A 14,295-nucleotide genomic window follows, 5' to 3' on the forward strand; every position below is an offset into this window, starting at 1 on the left:
CTTTGCCTAATGAAGAAAAACTTGATTTAGTTTACGGCCTTGAAAGCCTATACGACCTTATGGAAGATGGCGAAGACGACTTGCAAAGTGAGCGACCAGTTTGTGATGAACTCAAACAAGTAGACGTTCAATATGACGGGGATGAGCAGATTGCCGAAGGTGGCATGAAGCGCATCTTTAAAGTTTTTGATAACAAACTTAAGCGCTATGTCGCTCTTGCTCGACTTCAAAAAAATATGCCTCGTGCAGCGCACGATTCTTTTATACGTGAAGCTCGTTTAACGGCCTTGCTTGAACACCCGGGGATTATTTCTGTATATAATATTGGTATCGATGACGAAGATATGCCGTTTTTTACTATGGAACTTAAAGTGGGAAAGAACTTAAGTGAGATTGTCAGTAACACACATCTAGACTCATCAGGTACTTCACTTAATCATTTATTAGAATCCTTTCTCCGTGTTTGTGATGCGATTTCTTATGCCCATGCGAAAAATGTTTTACATCTCGATATCAAACCCGACAATGTTCAAATGGGTCAGTTTGGTGAAGTGAAAGTATGCGATTGGGGATTGGGAAAGGTGATTGGTGAAGAAGATAGTGCTGAATTTGACCAACTCTTATTTAACCCAGACCTACTCAATAATATGACCTTGAGTGGTGAGATAAAGGGTACGCCCGGTTATATGGCGCCCGAACAAATACGAGGAGAGGAAAAAACGAAACAAACAGATATTTTTTCTCTAGGCTGTGTGCTCTACTATATTTTGTGTGGGAAGCCTGCCTTTGCTGGAGGCGTTCAGGATATTCTTAGTAGAACTCTTGTGGGAGATTTTCTTGAGCCTTCCCTACGTAGTGACTTATGGCTGGTTCCAGAAAGTTTAAACGCAGTCGCTTTAAAAGCTATGTCGACTTCAGCTGAAGCACGTTATCAGTCAGTGGAGGAGCTTAAAAATGAAGTGCACAATTATTTGGCAGGTCGTTCGACGCATGCAGAAAAGGCAGGTCCCTTAAAAGAACTGAAATTATTTTGGAAAAGGAACAAGACTTTATGTGCCTTAACGTCTTTGTTTTTATGTATATTAATTATTGGCACGCTCATGTTTACTTTGCAGCTACAGAAGAAAAATACTGAACTAAAAGAAGAAAGTGAACGGGTTGAACAGAGTCGACAAATAGCTGAACGCGAAAAAAAAATAGCTGAACGCGAAAAAAAAATAGCTCAAACAGCTCTAAAACAAACAGAGAATGAACGAAGTTTAGTAAAAGCCTTAGTAGATAAACGTAGTGTCGATGTGGTGAAAATTTATAACCTCACCGATAGAATGGTTTTTCATAATCCAGAAGTTTATTTAAGTCATGCCCAGGAATTATTAGAAAAAATTGAACCTTTGGATAGTGAGTATGCTTGGGCAACAATGCAGTTGGCTTACGTGCATTTCTTGAAGCAGGAATTTCGAGAGGCAAAAGCCTTGTTTGAAATTAGTAACAACGACCCTGAACTTCATGCGTTAGCTTTACGTTATACTCAAGCTAGCCAAGCTGGGGAAATTCTCGAACTTGCAGCTTTACAGGATTTACTTAAAGATGTACTGGACAACAAGTACCGCATGGCCGATGCGCTCAAAATTCTTCTTTATGATTCTGTTAAAAGAAAAGATGCTGATGAACGAGCGGTTTTAGCAAAGTTTATGCTAGAAAAAATTAACCCTGCATGGACTCAGCCACTTATGATCTATAATGAGAAGGAAAAATCTCTAAAGCTTTCCGGCAAAGGCCTTGTTCGATTGGCGGTAGAAAGTAAGCAACTCCATCAAACGGGTCCTTCACCGGATCGCCGTATATTTGTGACTTATGGTTTGAGTTTTCATACCTTAGACTTGAGTAAGAGCTCTTTTAAGAATTTAGACTTGTTAGAAGGTTTGAAATTGAAAGAATTGAATATTTGTCAAAGTGAAGTGCAAGATTTAAGTGCTTTGAAAAACTTTGATAAGTTAGAAGTTTTACGTGTTTCGAAGGGCGCTTTCAGTCAAGAACAACTCAGTGTTGTTCCTGACTCGATAAAAGTCTTTGAACAGTAAGTTTTATCGTTTCCACCAAACTTCTTCAAGAGTTGGAAAGATGCAGTTTTTAAGTTCTTTCTCCCATTTTTCCCATTCCTTAAACATGCTTTCAGCGAGTTCTGGGTGTTTGTTTTTTATGTCTTTATACTCGCCTGGATCTTTGGCTAAGTCGTAGAGTTTATAGCTGTTATCGCGGCGCCCATTATCTAATAGAATCTTATATTTTCCCTGACGCAAACTAAAGCCTTGGTTCGTAAGTTTTCTCCAAAAGAGTTTATCATGTGGAGCAGAGTTCTTTTCCCCTGTTAAATAAGGGATGATATTAACGCCATCAAGGGGGCGTTTTGGGTGAGGCTTAAGATTGTTCAAGGCAGTTATGCTTGCTAGGATATCGAGGGAACTCATTGGCTTTTTATAAATTTGTCCTGCAGGAATTGTGCCTTTCCATTGAACCGCAAAGGGAACGCGTGTTCCGCCTTCATGAAGTGAACCTTTGCCTTTTGAAAAAGGACCATTATCGGTGAAGGGCATGGGGCCTTTTAGCGGTCCACCATTGTCGGAAAGGAAAAAGACTAAAGTATCTTCTTCAATCTTATGTTTTTTAAGACTCTTAATAACACGACCCACGCCATCGTCAACTGCGCTCACCATGGCGGCGTATGTGCGACGCTTAGAATCTTTAATATGTGAAAAACGTTTAAGGTATTTATCTGAAGCTTGCAGGGGAGTGTGTGGGGCATTGTAAGATAGATAGAGCATGAAAGGCTTTTTCTCTACTGCCTTTTTATCGATGAAAGCTACAGCGGCATCTGTTAGAATATCGGTTAAATACCCTTTAGACACTTGAATACGCTCACGATCTCTGATGAGGTGAGTACGGTACCAATCCCAAATGCGTTTGACCTCGCTAAGGTCTTTTAGATTATATTTGGCAGGAAAGTAATCATGGCCTCCACTTAAGAAGCCAAAAAAATGATCGAAGCCTCTGTTGAGTGGGTGGTGTATGGGGTGAGTTCCCATGTGCCACTTACCTATGATAGCACTGGAATATCCTGCTTGCTTGAGGACCTCGGCTATGTTTTTTTCTTCTAGAGGAAGTCCAGCGATTGGGTTTTCTGGGTTCACCGTAGGGTTGGTCGTGAAACCAAAGCGGTCTTGGTAGCGACCCGTAAGTAAACCAGCACGGCTGGGCCCACAGACTGGGTAGGATACATGCGCATCTACACAGTTGACACCATTTTTAGCAATTGAATCAATGTATTGAGTGGGGATGTCCTCGCAGCCATTAAAACCGATATCTTGGTAGCCTTGGTCATCAGTTAAGATAATAATGAGGTTGGGTGAGGCTATAGCACTATTGAGTATTAATAGATACAAAAGGGTAAAGATTTTATTCATTCTTTATTTTCTCCAAATGATATGAGTTTTTAAAGTTAATTCTGTTCACTATTCATAAAAACAAAATCAAAGAGACTTATCCAACACTTTTTGATAAAATAAATTGATTTTTTATTCACCTGAAAAAAAAATCTATTTTTTTTAAAAGAATTTGTTAAGTCAGGTCATTTCAGTTCTGATTTAATAAGTAATTAAACACGCTTGATATGGCGACTAAAATAGATTAAAATAAGATCAGGTTGGCTTATGAATACAATAAAAATAAAGAAAATAACCCTCGTAGAGATTTTAGTGGTAGTTGCGATTATCGCAATTTTAGCCTCTCTGCTTTTACCTGCTTTGAAGAAAGCCCGCGAAACTGCCCGCATAGCTGTTTGCGTCAGCAATCAAAAACAGATCGGTATAGCCATGTATAATTACACAGCTGATAATGATGGCTATCTTATTTATTGTAGTTGGGTGGTGAAGCCGGACGGTAGTGATTATGGAGGTCTTGGTGTGAGTTGGGATGATTTACTGAATCCCTACCTCGGAGGTGATCTCAATTCCTGGGATGATAAACTCCACTACCTTAACCAGTATGATGATGAAAGGGCGATAGACGCTTTTATTTGTCCATCTGACCGTTGGGGTACAGAGCAGGCAGGGACTGCAGCTCAGAGTTATGCAACCAATCAACGAGTTTTGGGGACGACTAATAACCTTTGGGATAAAGCAATTGTTTATCGTTACGAAGCCAGCGGGAATGTCCAAAATGCTGTGGAAGGTCAAGCAAAAATATCTGAGATTGATGGTGCGGCTGGTTGTTTTACTGTGACTGATGCTCCAAATAATCGTGCGAATAACTGTCAACAGGGAAGTACACATGGACGTGCAGAACTTAGGCATTTATGGCGTGATAATGGTGCACTTCAGGCTCAAATGAATATTCCTTATTATGGAGTTAGTGATCAAAGTTCTGGTCACTCATACCCTGATAATGTAGGGGCTTTAGACCTACATTTAAAGAAACTCAATTATTTGTTTGTTGATGGACATGTGCAAACTATGAACCCCTACGCAACAATTGGAACTGGGGACCAAACGAACCCGAAGGGTATTTGGTCTTACGATCCCAACGACTAATTTCAAAATCAAATAAATTATAATGGAGAAAACATGAAAAAACTTCTTGTTTCAGCTATGCTTGCGTTTGTATCGGCAAGTACAATTAGTGCACAAAACATCCCTCAATACGAAGGCTATGATCTCGTTTGGAATGATGAATTTAATCAGGACGGAGACTTAAACCCTAAAAGCTGGACTCATGAAGAAGGCTTTAAACGCAATGAAGAATTGCAGTGGTACCAAGCTGATAATGCCTTTTGCGAAGATGGCAAACTTATTATCGAAGGCCGAAAAGAGACGCGACCCAACCCAACTTATAAAGCGGGAAGTAGTAGCTGGCGCGAAAGTCGCAAAAATATAGACTACACATCGGCTTGTGTAACGACTCAAGACCGCAAAAGCTGGCTTTATGGACGCTTTGAAGTACGTGCAAAGATAAAAACAGAAGAGGGACTCTGGCCGGCAATTTGGTTTTTGGGTACAGAGGGCGAATGGCCAAGCAATGGTGAAATAGATCTCTTGGAATATTATCATGGCAGTATTTTAGCCAATGCTTGTTGGGGAACCAAAAATCGTTGGGCGGCAAAATGGGATGAAAGTAAACGACCTATGTCAGAATTTGGTGGTACTGATTGGGATAATGAATTCCATTACTGGAGAATGGATTGGGATCAGCATAGTATAAAACTCTATATGGATGGACGTTTACTCAATGAAATCAACGTAGATAATACCAATAACGCAACAACAAAATGGGGGCCTAAAAATCCTTTCCGTCAGCCTCAGTATCTATTACTCAACCTTGCCTTAGGTGGCAATCGTGGTGGTGATGTGAGCCAAACGACATTTCCCTCACGCTATGAAATTGATTATGTACGTGTTTATCAGAAAAATGCTCTTGGTTTAGCAAAAGAAAAAAAGCAGCAAGAGCTTCAACAGAAAAAGGCTTTAACTGCTCTTAAGAATATACCTAAAGTATCTGGTGGGAAATCCTATGTACTTGTAGATAAGGCTTGGGCAGCCCAAAATAAAGGTGACTATGCGGAAGCAATCGCTTACAGTGATAAATGTGTGGAAATGTATTTAAAAAGAGCTAAACAAATCCAGTCTCAACTTAGCTCCTTACCTAAAGGTTCACGTAAAGAAGTCAATAAATACGCTATTTTGAATGATGTTGGAGTAAGCCTATTTATCAAGGCAACGACTTTGGAGAAAGTGGGCGATAAAGTCGGCGCTAAAAAAGCTTATGCAACTTTATTTAAGGATGTAAAATATGCCCAATGTTGGGATAATAAAGGCTGGTTTTGGCAACCTTCTAAAGTTGCAGAAAAGAAGTTAGCGGAATTATAATTTCTTTAAAGATTTTTTTTATCAAGTGTTAAAATCACTGGTTATTCACTGAGTAAAGTTTTATACTCTACAAAGTTAAACAGTGATTTTTTATGAGCGAAGATAAATATTTAACAAGACAGACTCTTTTAATCCGGGCACAAAATGATGATGATCATGATGCCTGGGAAGAATTCATTAGTTTTTACAAGGCTTTCATTTATCATATTCTACAGAAAATGAATGTGCGTAGTCGCGATGATATGGATGACCTTGTTCAGGACGTACTTGTTAAATTATGGAAGGGACTAAAAACTTATGATAAATCAAAAAGTAAATTCAGAACTTGGATAAGTTTAATTACCAAAAATACAGTCATTAGCTTTTTTAGGAAAAAATCAGTTAGACCAGACTTAGTTGGTGTCGAATCAGCAGAATTAGAAAATAACTTTACTACTTATTCCGAATCTGAATTGGAAGAGATCTTCGAAAATGAATGGCGCGCATACCTATGTACTATTGCCTATGAAAATATACAAAAGTTATTTACGGGTAATGCCTTGGAGGTTTTTAAGCTGAGTCAGGAAGGTATGAGTTCGGGAGAGATTGCAGAAAAACTGGGGCTGACAAAAGAATCAGTCTATGTATTATCTTCACGAGTTAAATCAAAGTTCACGAGTGAAGTCAAAAAATTGATCAATAACTTGGAGTTTTAGTTTGTGGAGCGGGATGATACGCTAAAATTAACTTATAAATTTAATGATATTTATGCTGAAGTTTTAGAAGATCAGCATGAACTAAATGATCAAAGTACCCGGCCACTTTTTTACGATTTAGCTACAATAGAAAAGCAGTATAGCAGTTTTTATGAAATTGCTCAGGGTGGCATGAAATCAGTTTATAAGGTTTTTGATCGCAAGTTAAATAGATATGTGGCTTATGCGAAATTAAGACCAGACACACCAGAAGAAGTCCATGATCCCTTCATTCGAGAAGCCCGTTTAACTGCACTATTAGAACATCCAAATATCATCAGTGTCTACGATATTGGAGTAGGGGAAGATGATGTTCCCTTTTTTACCATGGAACTCAAGGTAGGTGATAATCTATCAAAATTCATGAAAGACAGACCTAACTGTCACAGACCTGGTACTTCAGAATTTGAGAACTTACTTGAGAGTTTTATAAAAATTTGTGACGCCATTTCTTATGCACATTCTAAAAATGTCATTCACTTAGATTTAAAACCAGATAATATTCAGCTAGGTCAGTTTGGTGAAGTTATTGTATGTGATTGGGGCTTGGGTAAAATTATTGGAGATAAAGATATTGAATACGATCAACTTCTATTTAATCCCGACTTACTCAATAATGTTACTTTAACTGGAAAAGTTGTTGGTACTCCGGGCTACATGGCACCTGAGCAAATTACTCTTGATTACGAAAAGAATTTCCAGACAGATATCTACTCTCTAGGAGCTATTTTATACAAAATAATTACATCCAAAGAGGCTTTCGATGGCGAAATGGAGGATATGCTCAGAATGACTGTACAAGGAAATGTAATTAGACCTAGAGACTTGAATTTGAGTTGGCAGCCGCCTATAAGCTTAGCTGCGGTGGTGATGAAGGCAATGTCTTTAAACCCGATTGATCGCTATTCTTCTGTAGATGATTTAAAGAAGGAGGTACAAAAGTACCTTAGTGGGCGTTCAACAGAGGCTGAACATGCAGGAGTAAGTACAGAAATACGCTTGTTTTACAAAAGAAATAAAAACTTATGTCTTATTTCAGTTAGTTCGGTTTTTCTAATTATTACACTAACTATTTGGTTTATTCTCCAGCAGGAAAAAACCAATAAAAATCTGGCTACTGAAAGAGATAGAGCTGAATTGAATCGACGAATGATGGCTAATGAGCGAGATTCCATGATTATGGAGAAAGATTTGGCCACCGCTTTACTGGGCAAAGATCGGGAAACCATTATGAAAATTTTTGAATTCACCGATTATCATATTTTTAAATCTCCAGTTTCGGCTGTTCGGGATTCAGAAAAATTACTAATGACATTAGAAGGTAATCAACGTGCTGCTGAATGGGCAGATATGCAGAAAAACCATATCCATTTTCTTTCTCAAAATTTTAGAGATTTTGAGAACACCTACATGAAAAGAAGTCGTGATTATGGTCTAGTTGAACTGATTAGCCAATTGAAATATGATCAAAATATTGATTTATTAAAAATTGATAGCCTTCTGACTTTGTTGAAATATTTGATAGAAAAAAATAACAATCTGGCCGATGCGGTAAAAATTCTCAAGTATGACGGAGCTATGCGACCTTCGCAAAAAGATCATTCTTTCGCAGTGAAAACCATTCTAGAAGCTATAAATAAAGATTGGAAGCAAGGCCAGTTTGATTATGATGAGAAATCTCAGGTTTTGAAAATATCAGGGCAGGGCTTTAAGCGATTTGAAGTGGAGCCCTACGAATTGGATCAGCGGGGGACTCTATTATCAAAAGCTGTTTGCGTTATAGATTCATTGATCATTAAAGAATTACATTTAGCCAATTCTTCCGTTTATAATCTTTGGTCAATAGGCGGAACTAATATTGAGTACTTAGATATAAGCAATACTAAAGTAAAAGACTTATCTCCTATAAAAACCATGAAAAAATTAGACACACTGGTTTTAAGCAAAAATGTTTATTCTGAGCAAGATTTTAGATTGCTTCCTGCAGAAATAAAAATAATTATTAAATAAATCAATTTTTTATAATGTTTTGTTAAGAGCGTAAATTCTTTGCGTATATCTGATGTGAATTAGAAATCACAAAGGATATTACGATGAAGAAACGATTTGTAAGTTTAATAGAAATTCTGGTAGCTATTTCTATACTAGCTATTTTGTTGTCATTGCTATTGCCTAATTTGTCAAGAGCTAGAGAAGAAGCAAAACGTGCGCAATGTTTGTCGAACTTAAAAAATCAAGGAATACTGACAGCCGCATATGCAGCTGATCATGGTGGCCGAATACCCTCAAATAACCTTACTTATAATAACGCTCATTGGAAGGGTGAAAAAGTAAATAATAATTGGTTTTGGCACGACTTTATAGGCAGTTATTTAGAAAATGTTACTGGCTCTTTACTGGAAAATGAAGTTTATCATTGTCCTTCTAGAACAATTGCAGATGTAAAAAATGATGGTACACCAATCAACAATCCCTTAACATATTGGGCTAACCCATTTGCATGGAAGCACGACAATCCAGATGCTGTAACCGGTAATTCGCGTTATATTAAGCCATGGTCTGATAATGCCCAAATTAGAGATGTAGGGGCTCCATTTGCAAAAAGAGAGCGTTACACAAAATTCAGTCAACTCTACAACCCAAGTGTATATGCAAGCATATATGATACCGCTCAGTCGAATAATGGTCGTTCGGAAAACTCTGGAGGTGGTAGTTTTATCAGTAAAGCTAATGCTTTCGGCATTTGGGAAAATCCAACTCGTCCTAATTTAAATGCTCATCCTGATGATATGGTAGGCTATAAAGAAATTCCTCAGCAAGATGGGTTACATTATGATCAGAGTGGCATCGACTTTCGTCATCCAGGAGACACGGTAAGCGCAGTTATGTTTGATGGTTCTGCGACTGTTCTTCGCAACGGTGGGATCCGAAATGAAAATATGATTAATCAGTAAGGAACCTAGTATTAGATGATTTAAGCTTGAAGGGGGGGGCTCTGAATAAAAATGTCACCAGATAAAAAATATTTTAAATTTTAGGATTTATCATTTATTTTAAGGAAAAGTTAAACTTTCTGTTAAGTTTGACTTTTTCCTGCGTATTTCTGTATGGATGAACTAGAAACTGCAGAAGGAAGAAATGATGAAGAAAAAAACACGCTATGTTAGTTTGATTGAAATTTTGGTCGTTGTTGCCATCATTGGTATCTTAGCTTCTCTTTTACTTCCAAGTCTAAAAACCGCTCGAAAACAAGCAAAAAGCGCGAGTTGTTTAAATAATTTAAGGCAGTTTGGGGTGTACACCTCCTTACATTTAGACGATCATGATGGCAATATACCAAGTCGCCTTATTACTTACGACGCATCGCACCCTGATCGAAACATGGGCTTTAACAATGCTCGTTGGCATCAGTTTCTAGGAGAATATATGAGCTATAATGGAAACGATCATTTAGTTGCGCCCATTTTTAGCTGCCCAGATCAGACAATTTTTACACATATGACTACTGGTGAAAAAATCACTAAAAGTCTAGCTTATTATGTCAATCCTTACCCCGACTCTTCGGGGCGGTCACCTTGGATAGATAATGTAAATGTAAGTGAAGCGACTGAGGATTACGTCAATATTAGTGAAATACTTAAGCCCGCAGTTTTGGCTTCTATTTACGATACAGCGCAGGGCTGGGAGGGCGTAACTCCACATTCTGGTGCTGGTGGCTTTACTAGCGCCGCGGAGGGCGAAGGGGTTATTGATAATCCATCGCCTCAACCTGCAGCGAACGCAGACCCAGAGCTTTTGATGGGCTACAAAGCTATTCCTGCACAAGGTGGAACTTATTACACACGCGGGGCAATAGATTTTCGTCACCCTAGACAAAGTGCAAATACAGTTCATTTTGATGGTTCAGCCACTCGCCTATTGAATGGAGGAGTCAAAAATAAAAACATGGTTAACCAATAGTTTTTATTTTAGGTTTGTTAAGGTTCTTTTTTGCCTGCGTATATCTTAAATAGATTCAATCTTTTACTCAATTTATTAATTATAATACAAAGGTTTCATATGAATAAGTTTTTGGTCATGGCCATAGCTTCTCTGGCTTTATTTGCGAACGCCGCAGATTCAAAAGTAACAGGGGTTCATTACTTTAGTGAAAAGCCAACAACAATCAATAAGCATTGTGGCAACGAAAAACACAGTGATTCAAGTTGTTTTGCCTGGAAACCAAAAGGTCAATGGAAACAGTCTGCTAAACTTGATATAGTTAATGACGACAAAGTTGAGGGTAAGTACTCTTATAAATTTACTTTGAACCATGGTTGGAGTCGTTGGGTTCTAGAAATGAAGAAGGGTAAATCGGTAGATTACTCAGCGTATGATCGCTTAGTTTTTTATGTGAAATCAGCTGATGCCAAATACTGGGATAGCTTCAAGGTAATTATAGAAAGTTCAAAAAAATGGTATGCTAAAGAGCTCAGTGAACTCGGTTTCAAGCCTAATAACCTTTGGCAGCGCATAGAAATCCCAGTTGCGGACCTCGCAAAAGCAGGTGTTGATACAAAAAATATTACCAAGTTACTTCAGTTTAGCTGGGGTGGCGGTGTAGCCGGAGGACATGAGTTTTACCTAGATAATGTTTGTCTAGAGAAAGGGCCTCGTCAATTGTACGATATCCCTGAGCCTAAGGTTTGGACGCCTGATATGGTGAAATCAAATCCATTTGCTGATATGTCAGGGTACGAACTAGTATGGGCCGATGAGTTTAATGTGGATGGTCCACCTAATCCTGATAATTGGAAGTTTGAAGAGGGTTTCTCGCGTAATAGGGAGCTCCAGTGGTACCAAAAAGACAATGCTGTTTGTAAAGATGGTATGCTTGTGATTGAAGCTCGAAAAGAAGTTAAGCCAAATCCGACTTTTAAAAGAGGTGGTGATTGGAGACAACAGCGTAAAAATATTGAATATACATCAAGTTCCATTGTGACTAATGGTCTACATAGCTGGAAGTATGGACGCTTTGAAATCCGTGCAAAAGTAGATGCAAAGAGCGGAACCTGGCCAGCCATTTGGACAGTTGGTGATATAGGTCAATGGCCAAGCAGTGGCGAAATAGATTTAATGGAATACTACAAAGGCAAAATTCTTGCCAATACAGTATGGGGAACAAGAAAACGCTGGCACGGCGAATGGAATGCTGCCAAAAAGAGTTTAAATAGTTTCGGTCAAGGCTGGGAAGATCACTTCCACGTATGGCGAATGGATTGGGATGAAAACTACATTAAAATTTATGTCGATGATGTCTTATTGAATAAGACAGACCTTTCTAAGACGATAAATCCTATGAACTGGGGACCTAAAAACCCTTTCCAAAGCGAACATCACTTTATCCTCAATATGGCTCTTGGTGGAGATAATGGTGGCACGCCTATTGAAAAGGAGTTCCCAGCTCATTTTATTGTCGACTACGTACGTATCTATCAGAAGAAGTAAGTAAACAGATAGAAAACGAGATAGGCTTTAACTTTTTATAGGCTTTATACTAAATTTTGTTAAACTATGGGCATTAGTCTCTGTTATAATACTTAATGAATCATTAGATTGTGTTTGAGATTGATGAAAAAGTGTTGTTTTACGAAAAAAAATCAAAATTCTATTGCAGGACGCACAATAAAAAGTAATCTAGTTCGTATATAGTATATATTTTAAACTAAACAATCAAGGAAAAAGTTATGAGTGAAGTTTTAGAAACACAAAGTAACGATGTGGAAATGGTCGCTGAAATTGGTCAGGCTTATGCCCGTATGAAAAAAGAGATTCATAAAAAGATTGTGGGTCAGGAAGAAGTGGTTAGCAATCTACTTATTTCAATTTTTGCCGGTGGTCACGTTTTACTCGTTGGTGTTCCTGGATTAGCAAAAACTTTACTTGTGACTTCATTGTGTGAAGCACTGGATCTTGATTTTAAACGTATTCAATTTACTCCAGATTTGATGCCTTCAGATATCGTGGGAACGGAAGTGATTCAGGATGATCCCGTGACTAAGGAGCGCATGTTTAAGTTCATGGCGGGTCCGATCTTTTCAAATATTATTCTTGCAGATGAGATTAACCGTACTCCTCCAAAAACTCAGGCAGCTCTTCTCGAAGCGATGCAGGAAAAGCAAGTTTCCGTTGGTGGTAAAGTTTATCCACTCTCTAAGCCTTTCTTTGTTATTGCCACGCAAAACCCCATTGATCAAGAAGGTACTTACCCACTTCCGGAAGCCCAACAGGACCGTTTCCTCTTTAACCTTTTCGTCGATTACCCAGAGGATCAAGAAGAAATGGATATCGTCCGTATGGTGACTTCTGGTGCCTTTGAAGATATTGAATCTGCAGTGAGTGGTGAAGATATTTTGCGTTATCAGCAAGTGATTAAAAAAGCACCCGTATCCGAACATGTTTTGCGCTATGCGATCAACCTTGTACGTGCAACTCGTCATAAGAAACCGGAAGCGACTGATTTTGTTCGTAAATGGATGGCGTTCGGGGCGGGACCTCGTGCTTCGCTTTCCTTGATTTCTGCGGCAAAATCCCGTGCGATACTCAACGGCAATTACCATGTTTCAACTGAAGATGTTGCGGCAGTGGCGGTCCCTGTACTTCGTCACCGTATTGCACCAAACTTTGCGGCTATGGCAGAGGGGATTAGTGCCGAAGACATAGTTAATCACCTTTTGGAAACTATTCCTCAAAACGCTTAATTGATGAAGGCTTTAGCTAAATACCTGAATCCAAGAGTTATCTCAAGGGTAGGGGCGTATAATATCGACCCCAAGAGCATCGTAGAAGGCAATATTGCCGGTGCTCATAAATCTCCCTTTCATGGTTTCTCTGTGGAGTTCGCTGGCCACCGCGAATACATGCCTGGTGATGACCCCAAGCATATTGACTGGAATGTGTACTACAAAAGAGATAAATACTTCTGTAAGCAGTATGAGGCGGAAACTAACCTTATTTCTCAGATCTTTTTGGATGCCTCAGAGTCCATGCGCTTTAAATCAGATGATCAATCCAAATTGGATTATGCAGCTTATCTCGCAGTTTCCTTATCTTACTTAATCACTAATGCACGCGATAGCGTAGGTATAGGCGTTTTTAATGATAAAATCGTCGATTATATGCCAGCGAGTAATGCCATGCAGATGGTCTACAAAATTAGTGATCTCATTGAAAAACGTGTTCCCGCCAAGAAGACCGCCATGGGTGCGAGTCTCATGGGTTTTGCTCAGCGTATTGGTAGAAGGCAAATTGTCGTCATCATCTCCGACTGCCTGCTAAAGCCTGAAGAACTTAACGACGGCTTATCGCGCTTGCGTTTTGACCACCATGAATTAGTGCTTTTTCACGTAATGGATCCCATGGAATGCGATTTTAACTTGCAGGGCATGGTAAAATTCAAAGGTCTTGAAAGTGGTGGAGAAGTTAAGCTCGATGCACAACGCGTTCGTAAGCTCTACATGGAAAAATTCAAAGCTCACCGTAGAGAGATTATGGGAGTGTGTGAAAAAAATCGCTGTGAATATGTGACTGCCAATACCGGTCAGCCACTAGAAGAACTTCTCATGTCATACCTCAGTTCAAGAATGACTCATATGGAAAGATGA

The 14,295-nt window shown here is 38.9% G+C and carries 11 protein-coding genes; 10 read left to right on the forward strand and 1 reads right to left on the reverse strand.

All coding sequences use genetic code 11. From position 1 onward, the window contains the following. The first annotated feature begins 2 nt into the window (after window positions 1-2). Window positions 3-2,081 (forward strand): serine/threonine-protein kinase, encoded by a 2,079-nt coding sequence (locus tag PQO01_RS13800; RefSeq protein WP_274314670.1) that lies wholly within the window; start codon window positions 3-5, stop codon window positions 2,079-2,081. A 3-nt stretch (window positions 2,082-2,084) separates the two neighbouring features. Here the strand turns inward: PQO01_RS13800 and PQO01_RS13805 are convergent, their stop codons facing one another. Then, the gene (locus PQO01_RS13805; RefSeq protein WP_274314671.1) at window positions 2,085-3,461 is read right to left on the reverse strand and encodes a sulfatase family protein; all 1,377 of its coding nucleotides are present in this window, start codon (window positions 3,459-3,461) and stop codon (window positions 2,085-2,087) included. Window positions 3,462-3,707: 246 nt separating this feature from the next. Here PQO01_RS13805 and PQO01_RS13810 point away from each other — a divergent pair, with 246 nt between their 5' ends. The 9 genes from PQO01_RS13810 (at window position 3,708) to PQO01_RS13850 (ending at window position 14,295) form a co-directional block, all read left to right on the forward strand. Beyond that, a complete protein-coding gene (locus PQO01_RS13810) occupies window positions 3,708-4,586 on the forward strand; it encodes a DUF1559 family PulG-like putative transporter (protein ID WP_274314672.1) in 879 nt (292 codons plus the stop codon). A 33-nt stretch (window positions 4,587-4,619) separates the two neighbouring features. Then, on the forward strand, window positions 4,620-5,918 hold the full coding sequence (locus tag PQO01_RS13815) for a glycoside hydrolase family 16 protein (RefSeq protein ID WP_274314673.1): 1,299 nt from the start codon (window positions 4,620-4,622) through the stop codon (window positions 5,916-5,918). Between the two features lie 92 nt (window positions 5,919-6,010). After that, on the forward strand, window positions 6,011-6,613 hold the full coding sequence (locus tag PQO01_RS13820; RefSeq protein ID WP_274314674.1) for an RNA polymerase sigma factor: 603 nt from the start codon (window positions 6,011-6,013) through the stop codon (window positions 6,611-6,613). Between the two features lie 3 nt (window positions 6,614-6,616). Beyond that, window positions 6,617-8,662: a protein kinase domain-containing protein gene (locus PQO01_RS13825; protein WP_274314675.1), complete on the forward strand. Its 2,046-nt coding sequence runs from the start codon at window positions 6,617-6,619 to the stop codon at window positions 8,660-8,662. 83 nt (window positions 8,663-8,745) lie between these two features. Beyond that, window positions 8,746-9,606 carry a type II secretion system protein gene (locus PQO01_RS13830; protein WP_274314676.1) on the forward strand — a complete coding sequence of 287 codons (861 nt, stop codon included), beginning with the start codon at window positions 8,746-8,748 and terminating at the stop codon, window positions 9,604-9,606. Window positions 9,607-9,793: 187 nt separating this feature from the next. After that, window positions 9,794-10,612, forward strand: a complete 819-nt coding sequence (locus PQO01_RS13835) for a type II secretion system protein (RefSeq protein ID WP_274314677.1) — start codon at window positions 9,794-9,796, stop codon at window positions 10,610-10,612. A 99-nt stretch (window positions 10,613-10,711) separates the two neighbouring features. Further along, window positions 10,712-12,139, forward strand: coding sequence for a glycoside hydrolase family 16 protein (locus PQO01_RS13840; RefSeq protein ID WP_274314678.1), 1,428 nt, complete (start codon window positions 10,712-10,714; stop codon window positions 12,137-12,139). 239 nt (window positions 12,140-12,378) lie between these two features. After that, the gene (locus PQO01_RS13845) at window positions 12,379-13,392 is read left to right on the forward strand and encodes an AAA family ATPase (protein ID WP_274314679.1); all 1,014 of its coding nucleotides are present in this window, start codon (window positions 12,379-12,381) and stop codon (window positions 13,390-13,392) included. Between the two features lie 3 nt (window positions 13,393-13,395). Beyond that, window positions 13,396-14,295: a DUF58 domain-containing protein gene (locus tag PQO01_RS13850; protein WP_274314680.1), complete on the forward strand. Its 900-nt coding sequence runs from the start codon at window positions 13,396-13,398 to the stop codon at window positions 14,293-14,295.

Origin of the sequence: Lentisphaera marina (genome assembly GCF_028745505.1) — a bacterium.
In the GTDB taxonomy this organism is placed as follows: Bacteria; Verrucomicrobiota; Lentisphaeria; order Lentisphaerales; family Lentisphaeraceae; genus Lentisphaera; species Lentisphaera marina.

Excerpts from the sequence above, each read along its gene's own strand:
- PQO01_RS13805 (WP_274314671.1), bottom strand. The coding sequence starts at position 3,461 with ATGAATAAAATCTTTACCCTTTTGTATCTATTAATACTCAATAGTGCT.
- PQO01_RS13810 (WP_274314672.1), top strand. The coding sequence starts at position 3,708 with ATGAATACAATAAAAATAAAGAAAATAACCCTCGTAGAGATTTTAGTG.
- PQO01_RS13815 (WP_274314673.1), top strand. The coding sequence starts at position 4,620 with ATGAAAAAACTTCTTGTTTCAGCTATGCTTGCGTTTGTATCGGCAAGT.
- PQO01_RS13820 (WP_274314674.1), top strand. The coding sequence starts at position 6,011 with ATGAGCGAAGATAAATATTTAACAAGACAGACTCTTTTAATCCGGGCA.
- PQO01_RS13830 (WP_274314676.1), top strand. The coding sequence starts at position 8,746 with ATGAAGAAACGATTTGTAAGTTTAATAGAAATTCTGGTAGCTATTTCT.
- PQO01_RS13835 (WP_274314677.1), top strand. The coding sequence starts at position 9,794 with ATGAAGAAAAAAACACGCTATGTTAGTTTGATTGAAATTTTGGTCGTT.
- PQO01_RS13840 (WP_274314678.1), top strand. The coding sequence starts at position 10,712 with ATGAATAAGTTTTTGGTCATGGCCATAGCTTCTCTGGCTTTATTTGCG.
- PQO01_RS13845 (WP_274314679.1), top strand. The coding sequence starts at position 12,379 with ATGAGTGAAGTTTTAGAAACACAAAGTAACGATGTGGAAATGGTCGCT.
- PQO01_RS13850 (WP_274314680.1), top strand. The coding sequence starts at position 13,396 with ATGAAGGCTTTAGCTAAATACCTGAATCCAAGAGTTATCTCAAGGGTA.